This window comes from Polaribacter litoreus (genome assembly GCF_054584775.1).
This window is the reverse complement of sequence record NZ_JBTLRD010000008.1, coordinates 164383-189354: the sequence shown is the minus strand read 5'-3', so window position 1 is coordinate 189354 and position 24972 is coordinate 164383. Positions and strand designations below refer to the sequence as shown.

General features: G+C 28.7%; 21 protein-coding genes, 1 tRNA gene and 1 pseudogene. 6 read left to right on the top strand and 17 right to left on the bottom strand.

The window, feature by feature from the left end:
* Window positions 1-144: 144 nt before the first annotated feature.
* Window positions 145-1947, bottom strand: a complete 1803-nt coding sequence (locus ACW9UN_RS09260; protein ID WP_459485975.1) for a DEAD/DEAH box helicase — start codon at window positions 1945-1947, stop codon at window positions 145-147.
* Between the two features lie 141 nt (window positions 1948-2088).
* Window positions 2089-3480, bottom strand: a complete 1392-nt coding sequence (locus ACW9UN_RS09255; RefSeq protein ID WP_459485974.1) for a hypothetical protein — start codon at window positions 3478-3480, stop codon at window positions 2089-2091.
* A 163-nt stretch (window positions 3481-3643) separates the two neighbouring features.
* Between ACW9UN_RS09255 and ACW9UN_RS09250 the strand changes: the two genes are divergently transcribed.
* The gene (locus ACW9UN_RS09250; RefSeq protein ID WP_459485973.1) at window positions 3644-5263 is read left to right on the top strand and encodes an ABC-F family ATP-binding cassette domain-containing protein; all 1620 of its coding nucleotides are present in this window, start codon (window positions 3644-3646) and stop codon (window positions 5261-5263) included.
* 150 nt (window positions 5264-5413) lie between these two features.
* Here ACW9UN_RS09250 and ACW9UN_RS09245 read toward each other — a convergent pair whose 3' ends face one another.
* Window positions 5414-6355, bottom strand: coding sequence for a hydrogen peroxide-inducible genes activator (locus ACW9UN_RS09245; RefSeq protein ID WP_459485972.1), 942 nt, complete (start codon window positions 6353-6355; stop codon window positions 5414-5416).
* Between the two features lie 101 nt (window positions 6356-6456).
* Between ACW9UN_RS09245 and ACW9UN_RS09240 the strand changes: the two genes are divergently transcribed.
* Entirely contained in the window at window positions 6457-6927 is a 471-nt protein-coding gene (locus tag ACW9UN_RS09240) for a Dps family protein (RefSeq protein ID WP_459485971.1), read from the top strand.
* A 160-nt stretch (window positions 6928-7087) separates the two neighbouring features.
* Here the strand turns inward: ACW9UN_RS09240 and ACW9UN_RS09235 are convergent, their stop codons facing one another.
* The 3 genes from ACW9UN_RS09235 to ACW9UN_RS09225 form a co-directional block, all read right to left on the bottom strand.
* The gene (locus ACW9UN_RS09235) at window positions 7088-7729 is read right to left on the bottom strand and encodes an acyloxyacyl hydrolase (protein WP_459485970.1); all 642 of its coding nucleotides are present in this window, start codon (window positions 7727-7729) and stop codon (window positions 7088-7090) included.
* A gap of 7 nt (window positions 7730-7736) precedes the next feature.
* On the bottom strand, window positions 7737-8624 hold the full coding sequence (locus tag ACW9UN_RS09230; protein WP_459485969.1) for a 3-hydroxybutyryl-CoA dehydrogenase: 888 nt from the start codon (window positions 8622-8624) through the stop codon (window positions 7737-7739).
* 121 nt (window positions 8625-8745) lie between these two features.
* Window positions 8746-9729: a Gfo/Idh/MocA family protein gene (locus tag ACW9UN_RS09225; protein WP_459485968.1), complete on the bottom strand. Its 984-nt coding sequence runs from the start codon at window positions 9727-9729 to the stop codon at window positions 8746-8748.
* Between the two features lie 184 nt (window positions 9730-9913).
* On the opposite strand from ACW9UN_RS09225, the gene ACW9UN_RS09220 reads away from it, so the two are divergent.
* Complete coding sequence (locus ACW9UN_RS09220) at window positions 9914-10555, top strand: protein-L-isoaspartate(D-aspartate) O-methyltransferase (protein ID WP_459485966.1); 642 nt, start codon at window positions 9914-9916, stop codon at window positions 10553-10555.
* A gap of 121 nt (window positions 10556-10676) precedes the next feature.
* Here ACW9UN_RS09220 and ACW9UN_RS09215 read toward each other — a convergent pair whose 3' ends face one another.
* The 4 genes and pseudogenes from ACW9UN_RS09215 to ACW9UN_RS09200 form a co-directional block, all read right to left on the bottom strand.
* Window positions 10677-11102, bottom strand: coding sequence for a DUF2147 domain-containing protein (locus ACW9UN_RS09215; RefSeq protein WP_459485964.1), 426 nt, complete (start codon window positions 11100-11102; stop codon window positions 10677-10679).
* Window positions 11103-11146: 44 nt separating this feature from the next.
* Window positions 11147-11538 (bottom strand): annotated as a pseudogene (locus tag ACW9UN_RS09210) (DUF2147 domain-containing protein).
* A 91-nt stretch (window positions 11539-11629) separates the two neighbouring features.
* Complete coding sequence (locus ACW9UN_RS09205) at window positions 11630-12154, bottom strand: KdsC family phosphatase (RefSeq protein ID WP_459485962.1); 525 nt, start codon at window positions 12152-12154, stop codon at window positions 11630-11632.
* Between the two features lie 40 nt (window positions 12155-12194).
* Complete coding sequence (locus tag ACW9UN_RS09200) at window positions 12195-12896, bottom strand: Rossmann-like and DUF2520 domain-containing protein (RefSeq protein ID WP_459485961.1); 702 nt, start codon at window positions 12894-12896, stop codon at window positions 12195-12197.
* Window positions 12897-12970: 74 nt separating this feature from the next.
* On the opposite strand from ACW9UN_RS09200, the gene ACW9UN_RS09195 reads away from it, so the two are divergent.
* Window positions 12971-14128 (top strand): trans-sulfuration enzyme family protein, encoded by a 1158-nt coding sequence (locus tag ACW9UN_RS09195; RefSeq protein WP_459485960.1) that lies wholly within the window; start codon window positions 12971-12973, stop codon window positions 14126-14128.
* Window positions 14129-14159: 31 nt separating this feature from the next.
* Here ACW9UN_RS09195 and ACW9UN_RS09190 read toward each other — a convergent pair whose 3' ends face one another.
* Window positions 14160-15989: an SLC13 family permease gene (locus ACW9UN_RS09190; protein ID WP_459485959.1), complete on the bottom strand. Its 1830-nt coding sequence runs from the start codon at window positions 15987-15989 to the stop codon at window positions 14160-14162.
* Window positions 15990-16292: 303 nt separating this feature from the next.
* Here ACW9UN_RS09190 and bshB1 point away from each other — a divergent pair, with 303 nt between their 5' ends.
* Entirely contained in the window at window positions 16293-17009 is a 717-nt protein-coding gene (gene bshB1, locus ACW9UN_RS09185) for a bacillithiol biosynthesis deacetylase BshB1 (RefSeq protein WP_459485986.1), read from the top strand.
* Window positions 17010-17062: 53 nt separating this feature from the next.
* Window positions 17063-17138 (top strand) — tRNA-His (locus ACW9UN_RS09180).
* Window positions 17139-17272: 134 nt separating this feature from the next.
* Here the strand turns inward: ACW9UN_RS09180 and ACW9UN_RS09175 are convergent.
* From ACW9UN_RS09175 to ACW9UN_RS09150, 6 genes are all read right to left on the bottom strand, one after another.
* Window positions 17273-17653 (bottom strand): helix-turn-helix domain-containing protein, encoded by a 381-nt coding sequence (locus tag ACW9UN_RS09175; RefSeq protein ID WP_459485958.1) that lies wholly within the window; start codon window positions 17651-17653, stop codon window positions 17273-17275.
* A gap of 454 nt (window positions 17654-18107) precedes the next feature.
* Window positions 18108-18854, bottom strand: coding sequence for a LytR/AlgR family response regulator transcription factor (locus tag ACW9UN_RS09170; protein WP_459485957.1), 747 nt, complete (start codon window positions 18852-18854; stop codon window positions 18108-18110).
* 18 nt (window positions 18855-18872) lie between these two features.
* Window positions 18873-20801, bottom strand: coding sequence for a sensor histidine kinase (locus ACW9UN_RS09165; protein WP_459485956.1), 1929 nt, complete (start codon window positions 20799-20801; stop codon window positions 18873-18875).
* Between the two features lie 126 nt (window positions 20802-20927).
* On the bottom strand, window positions 20928-22019 hold the full coding sequence (locus tag ACW9UN_RS09160) for a hypothetical protein (RefSeq protein WP_459485955.1): 1092 nt from the start codon (window positions 22017-22019) through the stop codon (window positions 20928-20930).
* Between the two features lie 292 nt (window positions 22020-22311).
* Window positions 22312-24240: a histidine kinase dimerization/phosphoacceptor domain -containing protein gene (locus ACW9UN_RS09155; RefSeq protein ID WP_459485954.1), complete on the bottom strand. Its 1929-nt coding sequence runs from the start codon at window positions 24238-24240 to the stop codon at window positions 22312-22314.
* 9 nt (window positions 24241-24249) lie between these two features.
* Window positions 24250-24957 (bottom strand): LytTR family transcriptional regulator DNA-binding domain-containing protein, encoded by a 708-nt coding sequence (locus tag ACW9UN_RS09150; RefSeq protein WP_459485953.1) that lies wholly within the window; start codon window positions 24955-24957, stop codon window positions 24250-24252.
* Window positions 24958-24972 lie beyond the last annotated feature (15 nt).

Here is a 24972-nt window from a genome sequence, read left to right as displayed (position 1 = left end):
TATATTTGAAAACAGGATTAAACTATGAAAAATCTAATCCTGTAATTTTTAACTTACACACTTGATGGGAAAGTGTCAAAATCAATAATAAACTATAATCTAAAAAAAAAGCCTCATATTTTGTGAGGCTTTTTTAGATTTTACTTATCTCTCTCTGCGTCTTCTGCCAAAACCACCAGATTTTCTGTCGCCAGAACTTCTTGGTTTATCAGAAGAGCGTCTATCAGATCTTTCTCTGCTACCTCTATCATCACTTCTTTTCGAAGAACTTCTACGTCTTCCAAAACCACCATCTTTTTTACCAAAAGTTTTTTTTCCTCCTCTTCTACCACCTCCAGATCGTTCTTTTTTGGTAATTTCTATGTTTACAGAACGTCCATCAAAGTCTGGTTGATTGTTGCCAAAGGCTTCTAAAGTTTTAGATTCAAAGTTTTTATCTATCTCAAAGAAAGAAAAAGTATCTAAAATATCAATGGCACCAATTTCAATTTTATCGCCAATTTCTTGATCGTTTATTAAACCTATTAATTTTGCTGGGTTTAAACTATCTTTTCTACCAATATTGATAAAAAAGCGTGTCATGTTTTCAGCAGTTTCTCTTCTTCTAGAATTATCTCTACCTAAATCATTTAAGTCTTTAGCATTTTCGTAATAGGCCAACATGGTATTAAACTCTAAAGAAACAAATTTTTGAATAAGTTCTTCTCTATTTAAATCGGCAAGTTTGTCGTAAATATTTGGTAAAAATTCATTGATTTCAGATGCATTAACTTCTGTTTTTTGAACCTTATCAATCAAATTCATTAATTGATTTTGAACAATTTCTTTACCAGAAGGTACTTTACCTTCAACAAATTTCTTTTTAATGATTCTTTCTATTGGTCTTAGTTTCCCTTTTTCTTTATTATTTACTAAAACTATAGAAATTCCTTTATTTCCAGCTCTACCAGTTCTACCACTTCTGTGTGTGTAATTTTCTATTTGATCTGGTAACTTATGATTAATCACATGTGTTAATTCAGTAACATCTAATCCACGTGCAGCAACATCTGTAGCTACTAAGATTTGAATGGTTTTTTTACGGAATTTACCCATAACAGAATCTCTCTGTGCCTGAGATAAATCTCCATGCAAAGCATCAGCATTATAACCATCTTTTATTAAATTATCTGCTACTTCTTGCGTTTCTCTACGAGTTCTACAGAAAATAATGGCATAAATATCTGGGTTTAAATCTGCAATTCTTTTTAATGCAGGATAGCGAGTTCTTTCAGAAACCGCGTAAAATTCGTGTTCTACATTATCCGAACCTTTATTTTTTTCACCCGATGTAATTTCAACAGGTTTAACCATGTAGTTTCTAGCAATAGCTTCTACTTCTCTAGGAAAAGTTGCAGAAAATAATAAGGTTTGTTTGGTTTCTGGTGTAGCTTCTAAAACCTTATCCAACTCTTCTTTAAAGCCCATGTTTAGCATTTCATCGGCTTCATCTAAAACCAACCACTGTACATTGCCCAACTTTAAAGCTCTTCTGTTGATTAAATCTACAGTTCTACCTGGTGTTCCAACAACAATTTGAGATCCTTTTTTTAAAGATCTTATTTGTTCTTCCATACTAGAACCACCATAAACAGTAGTAACTTTTATGTTTTTTAAATATTTAGTAAAATCTTTAATATTATTACCTATTTGAACGGCCAACTCTCTTGTTGGTGACAAAATAATGGCTTGTACATTACTTTGATTTTCATCAATTTGTTGTAAAATAGGTAAACTAAATGCTGCTGTTTTTCCTGTTCCTGTTTGTGCAAACGCTTTTAAATCGTCTGTAGAAGACATAATTTGAGGTATTGCTTTTTCTTGTATAACAGTTGGTTTTTCGTAACCTAAATCTGTTAATGCTTTGTTTATAGGCTCTTTTAAGCCTAATTCTAAAAATGTTGACATGTCTGTGTTTTTGTAGATTCACAGAACGCCCACCTGCAAATCAGTTTATATATCGACTTGATTTCTTATTGTGATCTCACAAAATTAAAATCGTGCAAAGGTAGTTTAAATAATATAATAATTGAAGTTTAAAACGCAGAATTAGTTATCATTCAATTCTTTGAGATAAGGATTTAAATTTCTAGAAGATATTGTAGCATATGCATTTATAACCTTACCATGCTTATTTACTAATATAGAACGTGGCATTTTACTGGTTAAAAATTGGTGCGCATCACTATCTGATTGCAAATAATATTGATTTTTAATATCAATTTTTTGAATTCTATCATCATGATCTCCATCTATTTTTACCTGAATAAAGTTAATATTAGGATAATTATTAGATAAATATTTGATTCTTTTAATAATATAGGCTTGAGAAACATATTCAGGACTCCAGAAAAATAATAAAGTGTTTTTATTTTTTATAATGTCTGCAATTTGATGAGAAGCATTGTTATAATTGGTCACTTTAAAATTAGGTAACTTTTTGTGAGCTGGTACAGATTTTACATCTTTAATTAAACTAGAAATTAGTTCTTTATCTTTTTTATTAGTAGAAAGTTTTAAAAATGTATTAAAAGATTCTTTATCAAGATTACAACTAGATTTATTAAAAAAATGACTAATAATTGTTTGTCTTAAAATGGCATTTTTTGTTTTTTCAACAGTTATATTCTCATCAATTGTTTTCAGTAAATCAATCGTAAATTTAGAAGAATATTCCTTTTTCATTGGGGGGTGACCCAAGGAATAGGTTTTATTATACAAGTAATTTCTAATAAATTTTGTGTACGGAGGAAAGTACATTAAAGAATCCTTATTGATGGTAATATTTTTTCTGTAATCGTAAAATGTTTCGTTCAATTCAGGGAAATTACCGTTATTTGTATATTTTGCATTGATGTAAGGGTACCTTTCTAAACGCGCATAAATAGGGTATGTTAATGCAGTTTTTAATATTTCTCTATAGCCAAAAGTTTCTTTTGGATGACTCTGAATATAATCATTATAAGTATCCATTTTTACAGCCAATAAAGAATCTACTTTATTTGTAAAAATATTTGGAGGCAATTTATTGTAGTGATAAAAAAGTTTGCCGTCAATTTCGTTCTCTAAAAAACAATCAATTAAAAAATTATTTCTTTCTGCTCCTTTACCAGCAAAAACCAATGACTCGTCAAAATCCCAAGTATTTAATCGCAACATTAGGCTATCTTCGGGTTCTATGTACACATATTGATTTTCATCACCATGAGAAAAATGATACAAACCTTCATTAGCATTATCAATTTTACCAATAAATTTATTTTTATTGTCTAAGAAAAAAGTATCTATCACTTTTTCCATAGTGTACAAAATTACCTGATTAGATTTAGGATTAATAATTTTACCACCAAAAAAAGTTTGAGTGTCTTTTTTGCTTGTATTACAACTAATTAAGAAAAAAAACAATAAAATTTTAAATAGTAATATTAAGTTTTTTGTCATATAAGTGTTCTCAAAGTATAGGCTACAAATTTAACTATAGAACCCTATTTGTTTTGTTAATGCGCTGTTAAAAATAAATCTACTTTTTTTAAGAAATGAGCTTTAAATTGAGCTATTTAAGAAAAATCAATTTATTACTTTTGCAGAAATTTAAAATAGAATTATGTTATCAGTTTCTAACCTATCCGTACAATTTGGAAAACGTATTTTGTTTGATGAAGTAAATACCAAATTTCAAACAGGTAACTGTTATGGAATTATTGGTGCAAATGGAGCAGGAAAATCTACTTTTTTAAAGATTCTTTCTGGTAAGCAAGAACCAACTTCTGGACAAGTACATTTAGAACCAGGCAAAAGAATGTCTGTTTTATCTCAAAACCATAATGAGTTTGATGAATTTCCTGTTTTAGAAACAGTTGTAATGGGTAACAAAGAACTATTTGAAATTAAAAAACAAATAGATGCTTTATATGCTGATTATACTGATGAAAATGCAGAAAAAATTGGAGAGCTTCAAATTGTTTTTGAAGAAATGAATGGTTGGAATGCAGATTCTGATGCTGCTGCAATGCTATCTAACTTAGGGATTTCTGAAGATTTACATTATACGTTAATGAAAGATTTAGATGGTAAACAAAAAGTACGTGTATTAATTGCACAAGCGCTTTTTGGTAATCCTGATGTGTTAATTATGGATGAGCCTACCAACGATTTGGATTTTGAAACCATTAATTGGCTAGAAAACTTTTTAGCAAATTACGACAATTGTGTAATTGTAGTATCGCATGACAGACACTTTTTAGATGCAGTTTGTACACATATTTCTGATATCGATTATGGAAAAATAAACCATTATTCTGGTAATTATACATTTTGGTACGAATCGAGTCAATTAGCCGCAAAACAAAGAGCGCAACAAAACAAAAAAGCAGAAGATAAAAAGAAAGAATTAGAAGAATTTATCAGACGTTTTTCTGCAAACGTAGCAAAATCGAAACAGGCTACTTCTCGAAAAAAAATGATCGAGAAGTTAAATGTTGAAGATATAAAACCTTCTAGTAGACGTTATCCTGCAATTATTTTTGAAAGAGATCGAGAAGCTGGAGACCAAATTTTAAATGTAGAAGGCTTAAGTAAAGAATTTGAAGGCGAAAAATTGTTCGACAATATTCATATCAACCTTAATAAAGGAGATAAAGTAGCTGTAATTTCTAAAAACTCTAGAGCTGTAACCGCATTTTACCAAATTGTAACTGGAAATGAAGAAGCTGATGGAGGAAAATTTTCTTGGGGTGTAACCACAACTCAATCGTATTTACCGTTAGATAATTCTTCATTTTTTCAGGATGGAAGTTTAAATTTGGTAGATTGGTTAAGACAATATGCGCAAACTGAAGAAGAACGTGAAGAAGTTTTTTTAAGAGGATTTTTAGGAAAAATGATTTTTTCTGGAGAAGAAGCTTTAAAGAAAAGTAACGTTTTATCTGGAGGAGAAAAAGTGCGTTGTATGTTATCTAGAATGATGATGAAAAGAGCAAATATTTTATTATTAGACGAGCCAACAAATCACTTAGATTTAGAATCGATACAAGCCTTAAACAACTCCTTAATTAATTTTAAAGGAACAGTTTTATTATCTACACACGATCATGAATTTGCGCAAACTGTTGCTAATAGAATTATAGAATTAACTCCTAAAGGAGCTATTGATAGATATACTACTTTTGATGAATATTTATCGGATAAAAAAATTAAAGAACTACGAGATTCAATGTATGATTAGCATATATTTTTAATCTAAAATTTACTAAAACCAAAAAAACCTAATCTAAACAAATGCTTTAGATTAGGTTTTTTTACTATCAGAATAACAGGAGATTATGTTAAAAAAAATACTTATTTAGTAATAGTTAATCACTTGTTTTAAATAGTTTTATTTTTTTTGCAAAGGACTAATAATTTTAACATCAGAAAAAGCAATTGCACCTTTTACAACACCATCAATAGTTTTCTTTAAAGCTTCTATTAATTGCATTTTTAATTGCGATTTGTGATAAATTAAACTCACTTCTCTTGCAGGTGGTGGCGAGGTAAATTCACGTAAATGTTTTTTATCGTTTTCGTTTAAATCTAACGTATGTAAATAAGGTAATAAAGTCATCCCTAAACCTTCTTTAGAAAGTTTTATAAGGGTGTCAAAACTTCCACTTTCTAGCTGAAAACCTTTTTTATTATCTATTTTGTGTGCTCTACACAAATTAATAACGCTCTCTTTAAAACAATGGCCATCTTCTAATAATAAAATATCTTCCATTTCTAATTCATCTTCAGAAATTTGTTTTTTATTAAATAATCTATGGTTTTGAGGAATTAAGCCCACAAAAGGTTCGTAGTACAAAGGTCTTTCTTTAATACCTTCATTTTCTAAGGGAGTTGCAGCAATACCAGCATCTACATGTCCGTCAGATAGTTTTCTTATAATTTCTTCTGTAGTTAATTCTTCAATAATTAACTTTACTTTCGGATATTTTTTGGTAAAATTATATAAAAACATGGGCAGTAAGGTGGGCATAATTGTAGGAATAATTCCCAAACGAAACTCTCCACCAATAAAGCCTTTTTGTTGATGTACTATATCTAAAATCCGATTACTTTCATCAACAATAACTTTTGCTTGTTCTACAATTTTTTTACCCACATCTGTTAATTCTATGGGTTTTTTAGAACGATTAAATATTTGTATATCTAACTCGTCTTCAAGCTTTTGAATTTGCATACTCAATGTTGGCTGAGTTACAAAACTATGTTCTGCGGCTATTGTAAAATTTTTATATTCAGCAACAGATAATACGTATTTTAATTGGGTAATAGTCATTAAATAATAATTTCTGATAAAGATATTAAATCTATCAATAATAATAATAAGTTATCAGTTTAAATTTTTTATAAATTTGTACTATCAAAACACAATAAATAATGAAGACAACAATATTAGGTTTAAACAAAGAAAAAAATGAGATTTTAGTTGATAAATTAAATGGTTTGTTAGCAAATTTTCAAATTTATTATCAAAGTTTAAGAGGCTTACACTGGAATATTAAAGGGAAAAACTTTTTTGAATTACACTTAAAGTTTGAAGAGTTTTATACAGATTCTCAAGTTAAAATTGATGAAATTGCAGAACGTATTTTAACGCTACAAGGCAAACCTTTACACACGTTTACAGATTATATAGAAAATGCTTCTGTACCTGTAGGAAAAAATATTTCTAAAGACACAGACGGAGTTGAATTAGTAGTAAACTCTTTATCTGAATTATTAAAAATAGAAAGAGAAATTTTAGAGGTATCAGCAGATGCAGATGATGAAGGCACAAATGCCATGATGAGCGATTTTATATCTGAACAAGAAAAAACAATCTGGATGTTAAATTCTTGGTTAGGCTAAATTCATGTAATTACTATCAATTTTAAAGAGGCTGTCTAAAAAGTATAAAATCCCTGTCATTTCGACTGTAATGGAGAAATCTTATTTTTTGATCATCAAATAGATAGATTTTTCGACTTCACTCAAAATAACAAGTAAATTTGCTTTTTAGGCAGTTTTTTTAAAGTAAAAAAGACCAACCAATTTCAAAACCTAAAATATTATACCCATCATTGGGTTGTTTAAAATCTAAATTAGAAACATGACCAAAAAGATTAGAGCCTAAATAAAGATAAGATTTAGAAAGTATTTGATAAGAAAAGCCTAAAGAAAAATTTTCATTAAATGTAAATCCTTTAGCCAAACGTTCTGTTCTAGTATCAATATAATTCAACCCCAAACTTATGGTTCCTTGAATGTCTAATTTTTTTACAAGTTGTTTTTTAAACGCAAAGCCAAAATCAACTCCATACAAATTCATTTTTTTTGATTTTGTAAATTCATCAATTTTATCTTGAAAATTATCTTGATCTGGAGTTACATACCACCTATTTAACAATTGATGTTTTAAGAATTGAACTTGAGGTTGTACCATCAATTCAATATTTAAACCTTTCCATTTTGTCAATTTGTAAAAAGCCTGTAATTTAAAGGTGTTTGTAGTGTAATCATAATCAGAATCATCATTTAAGAAATTCTCATTGGTTGCAAAATTATACAAAAAACCTATTTTAAAAGGGGTTAGTTGAGAATCCTTTTTATTTTGATTAAACGCTAAAAAAGAAGACAGTAAAAAAAGAACTAAAATAAATTGTTTAATCATTTGAGTATCAACTAAACATTTTAGCCACTTTTTCAGCTTTTTTGCTTTCAGTATAATCGTAAAAACCTTCACCAGATTTTACACCTAATTTTCCTGCCATTACCATATTTACCAGCAGTGGGCAAGGAGCATATTTAGGGTTTTTAAACCCATCATACATTACGTTTAAAATAGATAAACATACATCTAAACCAATAAAATCTGCCAATTGTAAAGGTCCCATTGGGTGTGCCATTCCTAATTTCATAACCGTATCAATTTCTGCAACACCAGCAACACCATTGTATAACGTTTCTATAGATTCGTTAATCATAGGCATTAAAATTCTGTTGGCAACAAAACCAGGATAATCATTTACTTCAACAGGAATTTTACCAATTTGTTTAGAAAGGTTAACAATGATTTTGGTTACTTCATCAGTAGTGTTGTAACCTCTAATAATTTCTACCAATTTCATAATTGGTACAGGGTTCATAAAATGCATCCCAATTACTTTATTTGGTCTGTTGGTAACAGCCGCAATTTGAGTAATGGAAATAGAAGATGTATTGGTTGCTAAAATTGTATTTGCATCACAGACTTCATCTAATTCTTTAAATATTTTAGACTTTAAAACAGCGTTTTCTGTAGCAGCTTCAACCACTAAGTCCATTTTTTTAGCTCCTTCAGTAATATTTGTAAAAGTAAAAATATTGTTTAATGTGTTGGTTTTATCAGCTTCAGAAATTTTTTCTTTAGCAATCATTCTATCTAAGTTTCTAGAAATGGTAGCCAGCCCTTTTTGCAAAGCATCTTCAGAAATATCAATCAAATGTACCTTATAATTACATTGTGCAAACGTGTGTGCAATTCCATTTCCCATGGTTCCAGCACCAATTACAGCTATATTTTTCATATTTAAAAAGGTTTAAAATTATTTGGCGTTTTAACGGGCTTTCACTACTCGCTTTACGCCCAAAAGCGTAAGAGCTCAAACACGCGTTCAATCCCTAACGCACTTTTTTACCAACTAATGGCTATAAATTAATGTCTTTTTCTGATTTAAAAGAATCAATTACCAATTGTGCAATTCGTAAAGCTTCAGTACCAGCACTTAGTGTAACAATTGGTGTTGTATTATTTTTTATGGCATCAGCAAATGTTTCTAACTCATCTAATATCGCGTTGTTAGTGGTAACTTCTGGATTTTCAAAATAAATTTGTTTTTCAACACCTTCGTCATTTTTTAAAATCATAGCAAATTCATCCGGATTTTCAGGAGCATCTTTAATTCTTACAATTTCAGATTCTTTGCTTAAAAAGTTTACAGAAATATAAGCATCCTTTTGAAAAAAACGAGTTTTACGCATGTTTTTCATAGAAATTCTACTCGAAGTTAAATTAGCCACACAACCATTTTCAAATTCTATTCTTGCGTTAGCAATATCAGGAGTTTCAGAAATTACAGAAATTCCGCTTGCGTGTACATTTTTTACTTTCGAGTTTACACAAGATAAAATAATATCTATATCATGAATCATCAAATCTAATACCACAGGCACATCTGTACCTCTTGGATTAAATTCGGCCAATCTGTGGGTTTCAATAAACATAGGGTTGTTTATTTTGTCTTTTACAGCTGTAAAAGCAGGATTAAAACGCTCTACATGACCAACTTGCCCTTTAACGTTATATTCATTTGCTAAAGCTCTTATATCTTCAGCTTCAGAAACTGTTTTAGCAATGGGTTTTTCAATAAAAATATGACGTCCTTTTTCAATTGCTTTTTTTGCGCAATCAAAATGAGAAAGAGTAGGAGTTACTATATCAACTACTTCTACAGCATCAATTAAAGCATCAATTGAGTCGAAAAAGGTGTATCCAAAATCTTCAACCACTTTTTTGGCATTCGCTTCAGAAGGGTCATAAAAACCAACCAAGTTGTATTTTTTAGATTGTTTTAATAATTTTAAATGTATTTTTCCTAAATGACCAGCTCCTAAAACGCCAACTTTTAACATAAATTCTATTATTTTATCATCGCGAACAAAGTAAAACAATCTTGTTTAATGATGTGAATTGTTCTATATCTTGTCGAAAAGAAATTTGTTTTTATTTTATCATCTGAAAAAAAATCAGACTAAACAAAGATACAATTTTATAAGAATTTATTACTACATTTAGGCTTCTGAAATTAAAATACAATTGAGAGATACAGCAAAACACCAAGGACTTCGAAACCAACTAGCTACAGTTTTAAAAGCTAAAGGAATTATAGATGAAAATGTGTTAAATGCCATCAGAAAAATTCCAAGACATTTGTTTATAGACTCTAGTTTTGAGTCTCACGCTTATCAAGACAAAGCTTTTCCTATTGCTGCAGAACAAACCATTTCACAGCCTTATACTGTAGCATTTCAATCGCAAACTTTAGCCATAAAAAAGGGCGACAAAGTTTTAGAAATTGGTACGGGTTCTGGTTACCAAACAGCAGTTTTGTTAGAATTAAAAGCAGAAGTGTATACCATTGAAAGACAAAATGAATTGTTTAAAAAAACATCTCGTTTTTTACCCACTTTAGGTTACAAACCTAAAAAATTTATTTTTGGTGATGGTTACATTGGCTGGGCAGAAAAAGCACCTTTTGATAAAATAATAGTTACTGCTGGTGCACCTTATGTGCCAAATCCTTTATTGGCTCAGTTAAAAGTAGGAGGGATGCTGTTAATACCTGTGGGAGATACCAAACAAATTATGACTTTGTTTATCAGAAAATCTGCCAAAGAATTTGAAAAACACGAATTGGGTGATTTTGCTTTTGTACCAATGCTTGAGGAGAAGAATTAAATCTTATCTAAATCTTCCCAAAGGGAAGACTTTGAAATGCATTTTTTTACTTTTGAACACTGAACACTGAACACTGAACACTGAACACTGAACACTGAACACTGAATACGAACTATTCTATCTATTCAGCTCTTTTCCAGTACTTTGTTTTACCTAATAAAGAAAAACCAACATAACCACGTAATTTTAATTTATTGGGTTTAACCAACTCAATATAACATTTATAGATTTTTCCATTTCTTGGGTCTAAAATTTCTCCTCCAGACCACTCGTCGCCATCTTTTTCTAATCCTGTTAAAATTTCTAAGCCTAAAATAGGTTTGCCTTTATTTTCTCCTTCACATAATTCACATACTGCATTTTTTCGGTCAGGGTTTTTAATTTCGATGATTTTAGCATAGGCTTTGCCATTCTTTTTGTACATTTCTATTACAGAATCTACTTTTCCTGTTTCATCATTTGTAGAGTTCCATTTTCCAAAAATAGTTTGTGAGTTTACTGTAATTGTTATAGTTAAAACAATCATTGTTAAAAATGTTTTTTTCATATTATTAATGTTTTGCAATAAAAAGTTATTATGAATTGTAAAGTTTAATTTACGCTATCCCAATATACGGTTTTTCCAAAAATAGGAATTCTTGCGTATTCTCTTATTTTTAGTTTATTAGCTTTTTCTAGCTTAATATTAACGTTAAAATAATGACCACTTCTTGGATCTAGACCATAACCCCCCATTTATTCTTCTTTTTTTCTAACTCATATAAAACAGTTAACCCCAATGCCGGCTTGTTTTTTACGCTTCCTTTACATTTGGTACAAAGTGCGGCATTTAATTTTGGATCTGTAATATCTATGATGTTAGCAAAAGCAAAGCCATTTTTTTCATAGATTTCAACAACAGAATCTACTTTTCCTGTGTTTTCGTCTCTATTGTTCCATTTTCCGAAAATTGTTTGTGAATTCACGGTAAGTGTAACACACATCATTAAAAAAATAAAGTTACTTTATACATATGGTCTTCGCTTAAACCAAACACTATTTTTGTTGATTTATGACGTAAAAATTATTTTAAAATCATAAAGTTGCATCAAAATAATCGTCCCATTTACCTTGAACTTTTAAAACTTGTTCAATAACATCTCTTACACAACCTTCACCTCCTTTAAGGTTAGAAATATATTTCGATTTTTTTTGAACTTCAGGAACTGCATCGTTTGGACATGCTGGCATTCCTACTTTTTGCATTACTGGTACATCAGGAATATCATCACCCATATATAAAACTTCTTCAGAAGATAGATTATACTTTTCTATAATTTCGGAATATTGTTGTATTTTGTTGTGAGCTCCTAAATAAATATCTTCAATACCTAGAGCAGCCAGCCTACTTTTTACAGCTTGGTTTGTTCCTCCAGATATAATGCAAACTTTAAAGCCTTTGTTTAAAGCAGTTTTCATTGCATAACCATCTTTTACATTCATGTGTCTTACCAATTCTCCACTTGGCATAATGGTTAACATTCCGTTGGTTAATACACCATCTACATCAAAAATAAAAGTTGATATTTTAGGTAAGCGTTGTTTGTAACTAATTTCCATATTTTAATAAGATATCTCTACTAAAAATAGAGATAATATTTTAGGGTTTAACTGATTTTTGAATTGATCTTGTTAGAATTTTATAAATTTCTTGCTGATTTTCATTCAACAAATTTAAGTGATTTTTTATGGTTGTTTGATCATTTCTTATCGCTGGTCCTGTTTGGGCTTTTTCTGGAGATATTTTTTGAATCTTTTCTGAAGTTTCTTGTATTAATGGATATAAAATTTCAAAGGGTACATTATTTTGTTTACAAATATCACTCCCAATTTTATAGAAATGGTTGGTAAAGTTATTTACAAAAACTGCTGCAACGTGCAATACTTTGCGTTGTTCAGAATTAATAGTATAGATTTTATTTCCTAAATATTTTGCTAAACGTTGTAATAATTGCAAATCATTTTTGTTTTCGGCTTCTAAACAAAACGGAACCTTATTAAAATCTACTTTTTTATCTTCAGAAAAAGTTTGTAACATATAAAAAACACCTTTTTTATTGGGGTTTTCTAAATCAGTCATGGCAATACTACCAGAGGTGTGTACCACAAAATTGTTTTTTATTTTAGAGGATACCTTGGCTATTGCATCATCTGAAACTGCAACGATTGTAATAGCTGCTTCTATGAGGTTTTCTAATGATCTAGAACTGATTAGAGTTACATTTATAGCATCAATACCTAAAAAAGCATTGTATAAATGCATGCCAACTTTTCCCTTACCCACAATTAATACTGATATCATATTACGAAGATATTGAAATTTTAAGAGATTATATTTTTAAGAATTGTTAATTTAGCCATTATAAATTCAGTTTAATGAAAGATTCTAAAAAACTAGGTATAAATACAACATGTGTTCATGTTGGCGAAGTACAAGATGAACAATTTAAAGGAGCAGTTTCTCCTATATATATGTCTACATCGTATGCCTTTGATAATGTGGCCGTAAAACGTTACCCACGTTATTACAATACCCCTAATCAAGAAATGTTATGTAAAAAAATTGCTGCTCTAGAACACACGGAAGATGCATTGATTTTTACATCTGGTATGGCTGCAATATCTTCTGCAATGTTGGCATTTTTAAAACATGGTGATCATGTTATTATTCAGCAAGTGATTTATGGGGGAACGTATAATTTTATTGTTTCTGAATTTGATAAATACGGAATTGAGTATTCTTTTACAGAATCTGATAAAGTGGAAGATTTTATCCCTCTAATTAAAGAAAACACCAAGATTTTATATATTGAAACACCTTCAAATCCGTTATTAGGAATTACAGATATGAAAGCCATAGCCGAAGTTGCTAAAGAAAAATCGATTGTAACCATGATTGATAATACGTTTGCATCTCCCATCAATCAAAATCCGTTTAATTTCGGAATTGATATTGTAATTCATTCAGCAACAAAATATATGGGAGGGCATTCTGATATTTCAGCAGGTGCAGTTGCAGCGTCAGCTATACATATTGAACAAATTTGGAAAACTGCCATAAATCTAGGTGGAAATTTAAGCGATCAAACCGTTTGGTTGTTAGAACGAAGTTTAAAAACTTTAAACTTACGAGTAAAAGCACAAACTGAAAATGCACAGAAAATGGCAGAATATTTAGAAGGTTCTTCTGATATTGATGCTGTATATTATCCTGGTTTAAAAAGTCATTCACAGTATAAAATCGCAAAAAAACAAATGAAAGGTTTTGGGGCGATGTTGTCTTTTGAATTATCTTCAACTATTGATGCCATGGGGTTTCAAAGAAGTTTACAATTGATAAAACCTTCTATGAGTTTAGCAGGTTTAGAAAGTACCACTGTTAGCCCTGCCCAAACAACACACGCTTTATTAAGTGAAGAGGAACGTTTGGCAAGAGGTATAAAAGATGGATTAATACGATTTTCAGTGGGTATAGAAGAAACCAAAGATTTAATTGCAGATATAGAGCAAGCCATAAAAAAAGCGAAGAATTAATTCTTCGCTTTTTTTATGTAAAAATCTTAGCTTAAAAAGGCCAAATAATTGGCACTAACACCATAGTTGTTATAAAAAATATGACTAATAATGGTGCTCCAACTTTTAAATAATCCATAAATTTATAATTTCCAGAGCTCATAACCATTGCATTTGTGGTTGTACCAATTGGTGTTAAAAATGCGGTAGATGCGCTTATGGCAATTGTAATTAGTAATGGTTCTGGAGAAATACCTAAAGTTTGAGCAGCTAACAAAACAATTGGAGCCATTAAAACAGCTGTTGCAGAGTTGTTAATAAACTGACTAAAAGTAGTAGTTAACAAGAAAATACCACCCAATAAAAGCGTAGGGTTATCTTTACCTAACATACCAATTAAAGAATTGGAAATTAATTCTGCAGTACCTGTTTTTTGAATGGCAACACCCATAGGTATCATAGCTGCAATCATTACAACACTAACCCAGCTAATGCTTTTGTAAGCTTTTGTAAAAGGTACACAACCTGTAAATAATACAATTCCTGCACAAATTAATGCAGCAATAGCGCCTGGTACAGCTTTAACAACCAACAAAACAATCATTAAAATTAAAGCTCCTAAAGCAACGTAAGATTTTGGTGTTAAACTATCAACGTCTTTTAACATTTCTTCAGGACTACCTACTACAACAGTGTTTTTATAATCGGTTTTTAATTCTTCTATTTTTTCCCAAGGCCCTCTAATAATAAAACTATCTCCTGCATTTACTCTCATTTCTTCTTCTAAGAATGGCTTTTTATTTCTAGACATTGCTAAAAGCTGAATTTCATAACGCTTAAAATATTCACGCATTTTTATTTTTCTACCCACTAAAAAAGATTTAGGCGTAATTAATATTTCAGCAACACCAACCTCTTGGTTAATTAAATTATTTCTAATTTCTGATTTGGCAGACTCTTTTGGTAATAAACCTAAACTAAACGTAAGCATCAGTTCATTAATATGTTCTGTAGAACCTTTTACCGTTAAAATATCATGATATCTTAATTCGGTATCATCTTCAGGAAACTCGATATAAGGTTGTGTTCCTTTTAAACGATTTGGATGTCTTCTTTTTAATCTAATAATATTAACCTGATACTTGTTTTCTAAATCCCAATCACTCAGTTTTGTGTTAATTAAGTTAGAAAAAGAACGTATTCTTAAACGATAATAATCGTTTTCTATTTGATAGGCTTCAATCCATTCGTGCAAGGTTGAATCTATATTGATAGGTTTATTATTTGTTTTGTTTTTAGGAAGCAACTTAAAACCTATAAATCTAAAATATACAATGGCAATGATTAAAAGAGGCAAGCCTATTAAACCAAATTCAAAGAAAGAAAAACCTTCATAGCCAGCATCAATCAATGCATTATTAGCAATAATGTTTGGTGGAGTACCTGTTAATGTTAATAAACCACCTGTATTTGAACCAAAGGCAACAGGTATCAAAATTTTTGAAGGCATGGTACCAATACTCCATGCAGATGAAATAGTTGCAGGTAATAAAGTAGCTACTGTACCTGTATTACTTACAAAGCCAGATAAAACACCAGACCCTAAAGTAATAATAACTAATAATTTAGGTACGCTTTTCTTAGCTAAACCAATCAATTTTTTACCAGCTAAAGCTGTCCAACCTGTTTGAGATAATCCTTCACCTATAATAAATAAAGAGGCAATCATAATTACTGTAGGATTGCTAAAACCACTTAGTGTTTCACTTAAATTTAAGATACCACATAAAAATAAACTTAACATAGAAACTAAGGCTACTACATCTGGAGAATATTTTCCCCAAACAAATAATCCAATAGTAATTGTTAGAATAATCAACATTAAAACCATAATTTTTTTTGTATTTATTTTATTATTAACTGATGTAAAATTACTGGGGTTAATTCCCTTTTTTTATGACGAATGTCATACAACATAAGGTGTCATTATTTTTATCATTCTCATAAAAAATCAATCATATTTTGATGAAAATTAAAAACGAAAACGAAATAGAAATTCCAGTAGTGCAAATTATTATTATAAAAAGATTATTTTTGATTTCAATTTCTCTTTAATTTATAAAAAGTAATATCAAATATTAGAAAAAATATGGCAAAAGAGAAAAATACAGATACAAATTAAATGATGAAATTAGATATTTTAGCCTTTGGCGCACATCCTGATGATGTGGAGTTAGGTTGTGGTGCTACAATAGCCAAAGAAATTTCTTTAGGAAAAAAAATAGGGATTATAGATTTAACAAGAGGAGAGTTGGGTACTCGTGGATCTGCAGATTTAAGAGATATAGAGGCTAAAAATGCAGCGCAAATACTAGGCGTTAGTATTCGAGAAAATCTACATTTTGCTGATGGTTTTTTTACAAATGATAAAGAGCATCAAATAGAAGTTATAAAGATGATTCGTAAATATCAGCCTGATATTGTTTTATGTAATTCAATTGATGATAGACATATAGATCATCCAAAAGGTAGTAAATTAGTATCTGATGCTTGTTTTTTAAGTGGATTATTAAAAATAAAAACAACAGTAGAAGGGAAGCAACAAGAAAAATGGAGACCAAAACAAGTATACCATTACATACAATGGAAAAACATTGAACCTGATTTTGTAATTGATGTTAGTGGCTTTATTGATATTAAAGAAAAAGCTGTGATGGCATATACATCTCAATTTTTTAACCCGAATAGCAAAGAACCAGAAACGCCTATAACAAGTAAAAATTTTATAGATAGCATACATTATAGAGCAAGAGATTTAGGAAGGCTTATAAATGTAGATTTTGCAGAAGGTTTTACTTCAGAGCGTTACGTTGCTGTAGAAAGTTTTGAAAAATTAATTTAATTTTTTCTTTTTTTTAAACTTAAAATATATTTATATTTGCACCCGCAACAAATGGTGGTTGTAGCTCAGTTGGTTAGAGCGTCGGTTTGTGGTACCGAAAGTCGTGGGTTCGAGCCCCATCTTCCACCCAAAATTGTACTATAAAACCTATCCTTGTGATAGGTTTTTTTATGCTTAAAAACTAAATAAATGCTATTGTTTTAGGGATCAATACCAAAAGTTGTGGGAAAGCAAAAATTGATATTTTCTAAAAAATTATGTTATTAATTAGAGTTTTTAATTGAATCTTCAATGTTCAACAATTTTTGAATGATATCTTTTGTTAGTTCTTCAAATTCTTTTCTAACTATTTTTTTAATATGAATTTCGATTGGTGATTCTTCTGGTGGAAATTGTAAATGGCTAATGTTATGATTTCTTGTTTTACTTCCTGTTCCTGTAAATAGCCAAACAGGGTCTATATCTGCTATGTGATCTATAATAGCAAGTAAAATTGTAGCATTAGGCTTTTTGGTATAATTCACTACGGCGCTTACCAATTGTTGGGAAACCCCTATGAGTTCCGAAAATTGCCTTTGGTTTAATCCTGAGTTGTTAAAAACTTCAATGACTCTGTCTGCTCGTTGTTTGTCTTCTCTTTTCATATAAACATGTCAAATATACTATTATTTTTACTACAAACAATGATTTTTTACCATTTATAACGACTAAATTGCTGTTAAAATTCTATAAAAAACTGAATTAGAGATCAATAATACTTATAGGTGAAGTTTTTAAAATGATTAAATATAGCACTCAAATCCTATAAATAATATTTTTTTTATGCCTATGGATTATTTATCCAGCTTAAAAAGCAAAAATAGTTTAGAAAAAGGGAAGGTTAGTAGTTTCCAGATCTTAAATCTACTATACTGTATAGTTCAACATATTTAAATTATATATTGTTATTGTATAAATACAAGAGGGCAAAAACCCTCTACATCCTTAGCTTGGAGTATTTTACCATTATTAAATAATTAACGATTGTGTAAGATTTTAAATAAACCACAAATAATGTTATTTTACTACAAGTGATGTTTGTGAGAATTAAATCAGAAATTATTTTTTAAGAGCATTAATGATTTCACTTTTTTTTCTTGCTGATACAGGAATATTAGAAGAATCATTTAATATTAAATATCCTCCATCAGATTTAATAAACTCTTTAATAAAAGATTTATTTATTAAGTGGCTTTGATGAACTCTTAAAAAATTTACATCCTTTAAAATGTCTGAATAGTATTTTAAAGTTTTTGAAACGAGAATTTTAGACTTATCTTGAAGGTAAAATGTAGTGTAATTGTTGTCTGATTTACACCTTACAATATCTTTAATGGCAACTACTATAATTTTTTCTGAGGTGTGCAATGATAATCTTGTAGGTTTTTCTAGAGGCTTTGTAACAATTTGCTTTAAAAGACTTAATTGTTGCTTTTGGGGTTGTATCTGTGCTTTAGCTTTACGAATTGCGGACGTTAAATCTTTTAAAGAATAAGGTTTTAAAAGGTAATCTACAGCTGCAAATTTAAATGCTTTAATAGCGTAATCTTCGCTAGCAGTAACAAATATTACCTTAGCATTAAGGTTGGGTACAATTTCTAAAATGTCAAAACCAGTGCCATCTCCCAGCATTATATCTAAAAATAAAATATCTGGTTTTTTAGTTTGTAGTATTTTGCAAGCCTCTACAACACTTGATGCTTTTCCGATTATCTCTATCTCTGGATGCGTTTTTTTTATATCATTAGATAAAAGATCTAGAGCATCTGGAATATCATCTACCACAAACGATGTAAGTTTATTCATTATGGTTGTATTTTTAAATTAATAGTCTGTTTTTAGTGGTATTTTAAAACTAACTTTTGTACCTAATACCTTATTATCTGTTAGTATCTCGTTAATTCTAAAAGAGCTGTTTTTAGTCAATACAAATAACCGCTCTTTAGCTATTTTTATAGCTACAGGTTTATGTGTAGAATTGCCTTTTCTTTTTTGCGATTGATAAATCCCTATACCATTATCTGCAATAGTACATTCTAAAAAGCGATGTTTAACACTAAAACTTATTGTAATTTCACCTGTAGCGTTTATTTTAAATGCGTGTTTTATACAATTTTCAACAAAAGGTTGTAAGAGCATTGTGGGAATCAATATTTCATCAGGATCTATGTGATTTAAGTGAGTTACAATTCTATAGCAAAATGATTTTGAGCTCATTTTTTGTTCTAATTCGATATAATTCTTTAATAATAATATTTCATCTTTTAAAGATATTTCATCCTTTCTAGAGTTGTTTAATATTCCTCTTAACAGTACTGAAAACTTAGAGATAGTATTGTTTAATTCATTGATATCTCCTCTGTTTCCTAATGCTTTTATTCCGTTTAATACATTAAAAATAAAGTGAGGATTCATTTGTAATTGTAATGCTTTATGTTCTAAAGAAAGTAATTGATTTTTTTGTTTGAGTTGATTAATTTTTTGTTTGTTTCTAGTATTGATTTGCTTTAAATAGTAATCTAAGTAAAGATAACTAGCTAGTAAAAGAGTTATAACAACAGTGAAAATAAACCAAGCTTTTTGATAAAAAGGAGTTTTAATCATAAAGGCTAATGATTTTATTTTACTTTTTTTATTCTCAATTTTTGATTGTATTTTAAACTGGTAACTACCAGCATTTAAATTGGGTAATTGTACGTTGTTGTTAAAAGTCCATGGAGAAAAATAATCATTGAGCTGATATCTATATTGTATTTTTTTAGGATAGGATAGATTAACCGTTTTAAATGAAATGGAAATATTATTTTCTAAATGAGACAAGATGAATTTCTTTTTTGCGAGTAAAGTATCTGCATTTTGATGATTTACTTGGAAATTTTCAAAATAAACCACAGGTTTAAAATCAGATGTATTTTTACTAACCAAATTTTTTAAAACATAAACTCCTTTTGATGAAGCAATATAAGTAGTTTGATCATCTGTTTTAAAAACATCGTAAATGGTATTGGTTTGCAAAGAATTGTACTTGTTTATTTTTTGTTTAAATGTAAAAGAAGGCAGTGAGTACACTTCAATTCCGTTAGTTTTAGAGCTTACCCAAACTTCATTTTTTATTTTTCTTATTGAATTGGCATTACTTATCGTTTCTATGGTTTTTAGAATAGAATCGTTTTTAACTTCAATAATTTTACCATTTGATTCAGTAGCAATATAGCTGTTATAAGATTTATCTATAGAGGTGAAAACACCTTTTTCAATTTTATTTAAATAGCTTTTATTCAGTGATATATGTAATTTATATAAACCTTTAGTTGATGTGATAATAATCCCTTTTTCGGTAGATATCATACCGTTAACAGAAGGTAAATTTACAGTACTATTATTTAGTAATGGATATAATTCTTTATTTTCTAAGCTATAGATACCTTCTATAGTACCTGTATAAATCTTGTTTTTGTGTTTAACGATAGAAAGAATTTTTTCTGATTTTATAAAATATTCGTTTGATTTGTTTTTAATAAATAATCCGTTCTCTAAACCTGCGTATATAGTAGATCCATCAATAAAAAGAGTGGTTGTTTTTAGAGAGTTGATTAACGTAAAATCATCACCATCAAATTTAACCAATCCTTTTTCTGTGGCTATCCATAAGTACCCTATTTTATCTTGTTGAATATCATACACAATATTGCTAGGTAAACCATCTTGAATGGTTAAATTTTTAACGCTATAATTCTGAGCATCGATTTTCATCACAAAAAAGAGAAAGAAAATAACGATATACTTTTTAAAAACATACATAAAACAAACTTACTAATTAAAACGTCATCATACTATTTTTGTATAACAACGTTTTCTAACAAAACTTTTTTGACCTATTTATTTTATAGCATACAATCGCTTGTTATTAGTATCTGGTGTTATGTATTCTAAATCTCCATAAGGTTTAATTAATGGTTTTAACACTATTAACACTGTGGTTTTACCTTTTATAGTTAACATGCTATTGTGCATTGAATATGTCCATCTAAATTTTTCAATTGGTATGTTAAGCTGCTCCACTTCTAAAAATAGCGCTTCTTGCTGTTCAATAAAATCAATGATTTGATCTTGATTTTCAAAAGTTGGAATTTCTTCATCAGAATTATGGTAATCTAATTGAAATTTTAAAGGGATTGTAAATTGTTTGGTATAAGCTTCACCTATAAAACGTTCTTCGTAATTATATAAAGCATCTAACCAATTGATGTCTTTTTCAGAATCATATTTTTTAGCAATTTCTTTAGATAAATCTACTTTTCCTGGTGAATGCGCAGTTGGATAAAAAACATAGTATGGTTTGGCCAAGTAATGTTGTGTAAATTCACCATCAAAAACTGTATAATATGGTGATGTCATAATATTAGGTAATTCGTTAGCGTATAAAGCATCCTTAAATGTAGTTAATAATTCTTTATTATTACTTAAGCCATTAGCATGAAAAATTATTTTAGAATTGGCATTTACACTTTCTTGTAAAACAGGTAAAGTACCTTTTGTAATATGTTTTCTAAGGCTTTCTGCAGTAACTTTTTCTCCGTTAATAACAGTTTCTAAAGTTAAACCCTGAAAGGCATTGCTGTTGTTTACAATGTGAATTTCTCCATAGGGTTTTTCTGATTTATTTTCATTTAACCAATTTATAATTTCTTCTAATGAATATTGATCTTCTATAATCTCATAATTGTTATCTTTAAAGTATGTTCTTGCATTGTGGTAAAATCTTTCTACACCTTTATCAAAGCCTGTAATAAAAACGATAGAATTTCGGGTAGCTACAGTCTTTTTAATACCATATTCTTTAATATTTTCTACAACTTTAGTTTTAAAATCATCGTTTGTGGTAATGTCTTTATGGTTGCAATTGGTAAAAAAAGCTGCTGTTAAAATTAGAGCTGATGCTAAAACCGATTTTTTAAGTGTTAAGTTCATAATTCTTGTTTTTTAAATGTTAATACATGATAAAAATACAAGGGAACACTTCTTTAATTTTGGACATATTAGAATTCGTGAAAAGTCAATTAGAATTCGTAATAGTTTAAACAAAAAAAACCTTACAAAATTTTAAAATTTTGTAAGGTTTTTGAAAAATGTTGGGGGATAATTTTACATGCAAATATACTATTAGATATTACTGAACTACATAAATATGTTGTGAAATATTGTAAAATTGTTGTAACCTAAATAATTATTGATGTTTAATGTTTTGAAAAATATTAAGGTTTTAAGCTTTAAAGTTGAAGTATATGTACATTCCATTTTTTGGATTGATTTCTGCTTCTTCACCCAATTGATTTACCAATCTTAATATTAAGTTTATACCTATTGATTTATTTTTATCTAAAGCTTTAAGGTCAAAACCTTGTCCATTATCTTTGTAAAAGAAAGAGTACCCCTTGCTTGATTCGCGAATGGTTATGGTAATAAGGTTTTTATATGTACTTTCTGTAAATGCATATTTAAAAGAGTTGGTTATCAATTCATTAATAATAAGTCCAATGGTTGTTTTTTTATCAGTATCTAAAAACAAGTTTGGTTGTATATCAATGCTAAAGTCTACTTTAATCTCTGGATTTATAATAGATTTTACCAAATAATCTTTTAAAGTAGTAATATAATTTAAAAGATCTACTTTATCTAATTGATTTTGAGAGTACAAGCTATTATGAATTTGAGAAAGTACTTTTACTCTATTAACTGCAGATTTAAAGTGTAATTTAGAATTTTCGTCCTTTATTTTAGATGCTTGCAAAGAAATTACACTACTTACCATTTGTAAATTATTTTTTACACGATGATTAAGTTCTTTAAGAAGCGTATTATTATTTTTTAAAGCGGTTTCTATTTTGTTTTTTTGAGATTCTACAAGTACTTGCTTTTTCTTAATATCAAAATAGAAATAAAGTAGTACCAGAAAAAAAACAACGGTTATAAAAGATACCACTAAAGATAATCTAATCTTCATAGATTTAGAATAATCTTGTGCTTCTAACAATCTTATTTGCTTTTCTTGGCTTTTTAATTTGGCATTAACTTCTAAAACCCCTAAAGATTCTATTTTTTGCTGTTTCAGTTTTTGATTAAAAATAGAATCTGAAATTTTAATAAGTTTTTTAGAATACAATAAAGTAGAGTCTTTATTTCTTAATTTTGTAAAATATTCTACTTTTAAATCGTAATAAATAGATTTTAATTTTTTTAGTTTTTCAATATAGTTCTCTCCCTTTTTAAATTGATTTGTATGTATATAACATCTTGCAATTCTGTTGTATACTTTTTCTGAATCAAACCAATCATAAGTATTATAATAATCTCTGCATGCTTCAATTTCGTAGAGATATCTAGGTATTGCTTCTTTATAGTTACCTTGTTTTAAAAGGCAAGTACCAATATTACCAGCAACAACACCTAGCATAAGTTTTACATCTCGACTTCTATAACTAGAATCTTTCTCTTTTTGTTGTTTAAAAAGTAAGTTTGCTTTATTATAATAATACAGTGCAGAATCAATTTTATTATCATACATAAAATACACTCCAAAATCGTTGTTATGAAATGCTTGGGTATATAAATCATGCCTTTTATACGTTGGTTTACCATAATCTATATGCACTCTGTAGTCCTTGAGAGCCAAATCATATAAACCCATGTTAAAGTAGATATTGAATAACATAGCATCGTTTTTACCACAGGTTTTAAACTTTTCTTTGTTTAAGCGAATTAATTCTAGATTATTATTCTTTAAATAATAACAGGTTTCTAACTCTTGTAAAAGATTACATAATAGAGTTTTATGTGTTTTTTTTTCTGAATTAATGTAGTATGTTTCTATCCCTAATTCAATAGCTTTTTCTAATTGACTAGAAATTCGATATAAATGTACAAGAATAAAATTTACATAAAGTGATTCTTCTGTGTTGCTATACTTTTCACTCTTTTTTTTAAAATATGCAATCCATTCATCTATATTATCTACGTAATTATTAGAGTATATCGTAGATCGTATATAAAAAGAGTATTGTTCTTGTGGATTTGATAATGAAGTGATTTTTTTAAATTTTGACTCATTCTCAACTAAATTTTGCGAATAAAACGTAAAGCAAATAAAAAAGGTTAGTGTAAACTGTAGGAACTTGTTAATTTGAAAAGTCATTTTGATTCGTTAATTTAAAAGCGACTTTAAATAAGGTTTAAACTCTTTAGAAACAGGTATTTGTACATTATTTATAAATACATAATTTAAATTAAAACTTTCAATTTCATCAATATTAATTATATAAGATTTATTGCATTTATAAAAATGAGAAGGTAATTTTTTTATGAACTCTTTTAAAGTGTTTCTAACTAAAAACTTTTGATTGTTTTTCGTAAATATTTCTAAGTAAATATTGTCTGATTTTACAAAGTAAATTTCATTATATTTTATCTTATGATACAGATTATTTTTTTTCAGATACAAAAATTCTCGCAAATTAGAATTGTCCATTTGCTTTTTATTAAAACTATTTACAGCTACTTCAATGGATGTATAAATGGTTTTTACATCAAAAGGTTTTACTAAATAGGATGCTGGCAATGTTTTTGAAGCTTCCCCAATAGTTTGATCATCTATATTAGAGGTTAAAAATATAAACGGAATTTTTAAATTAAGGTTTATGTATTCTGCTAAATCTATACCTGTTTTATGAGTGGCTAAATTAATATCTATCAGTACCAAATCTACTTTATGATGCGATAAAAAATGAACTGCTTTTTCATAAGAAATTACATTTCCAGGCACATCATAACCAAAACCTTCAATGATTTGTTGCAAATCATCGGCTATAATTACATTATCTTCTACGATTAGAATTTTAAATTTAGTGCTCAAGGTAGATTTAATTTC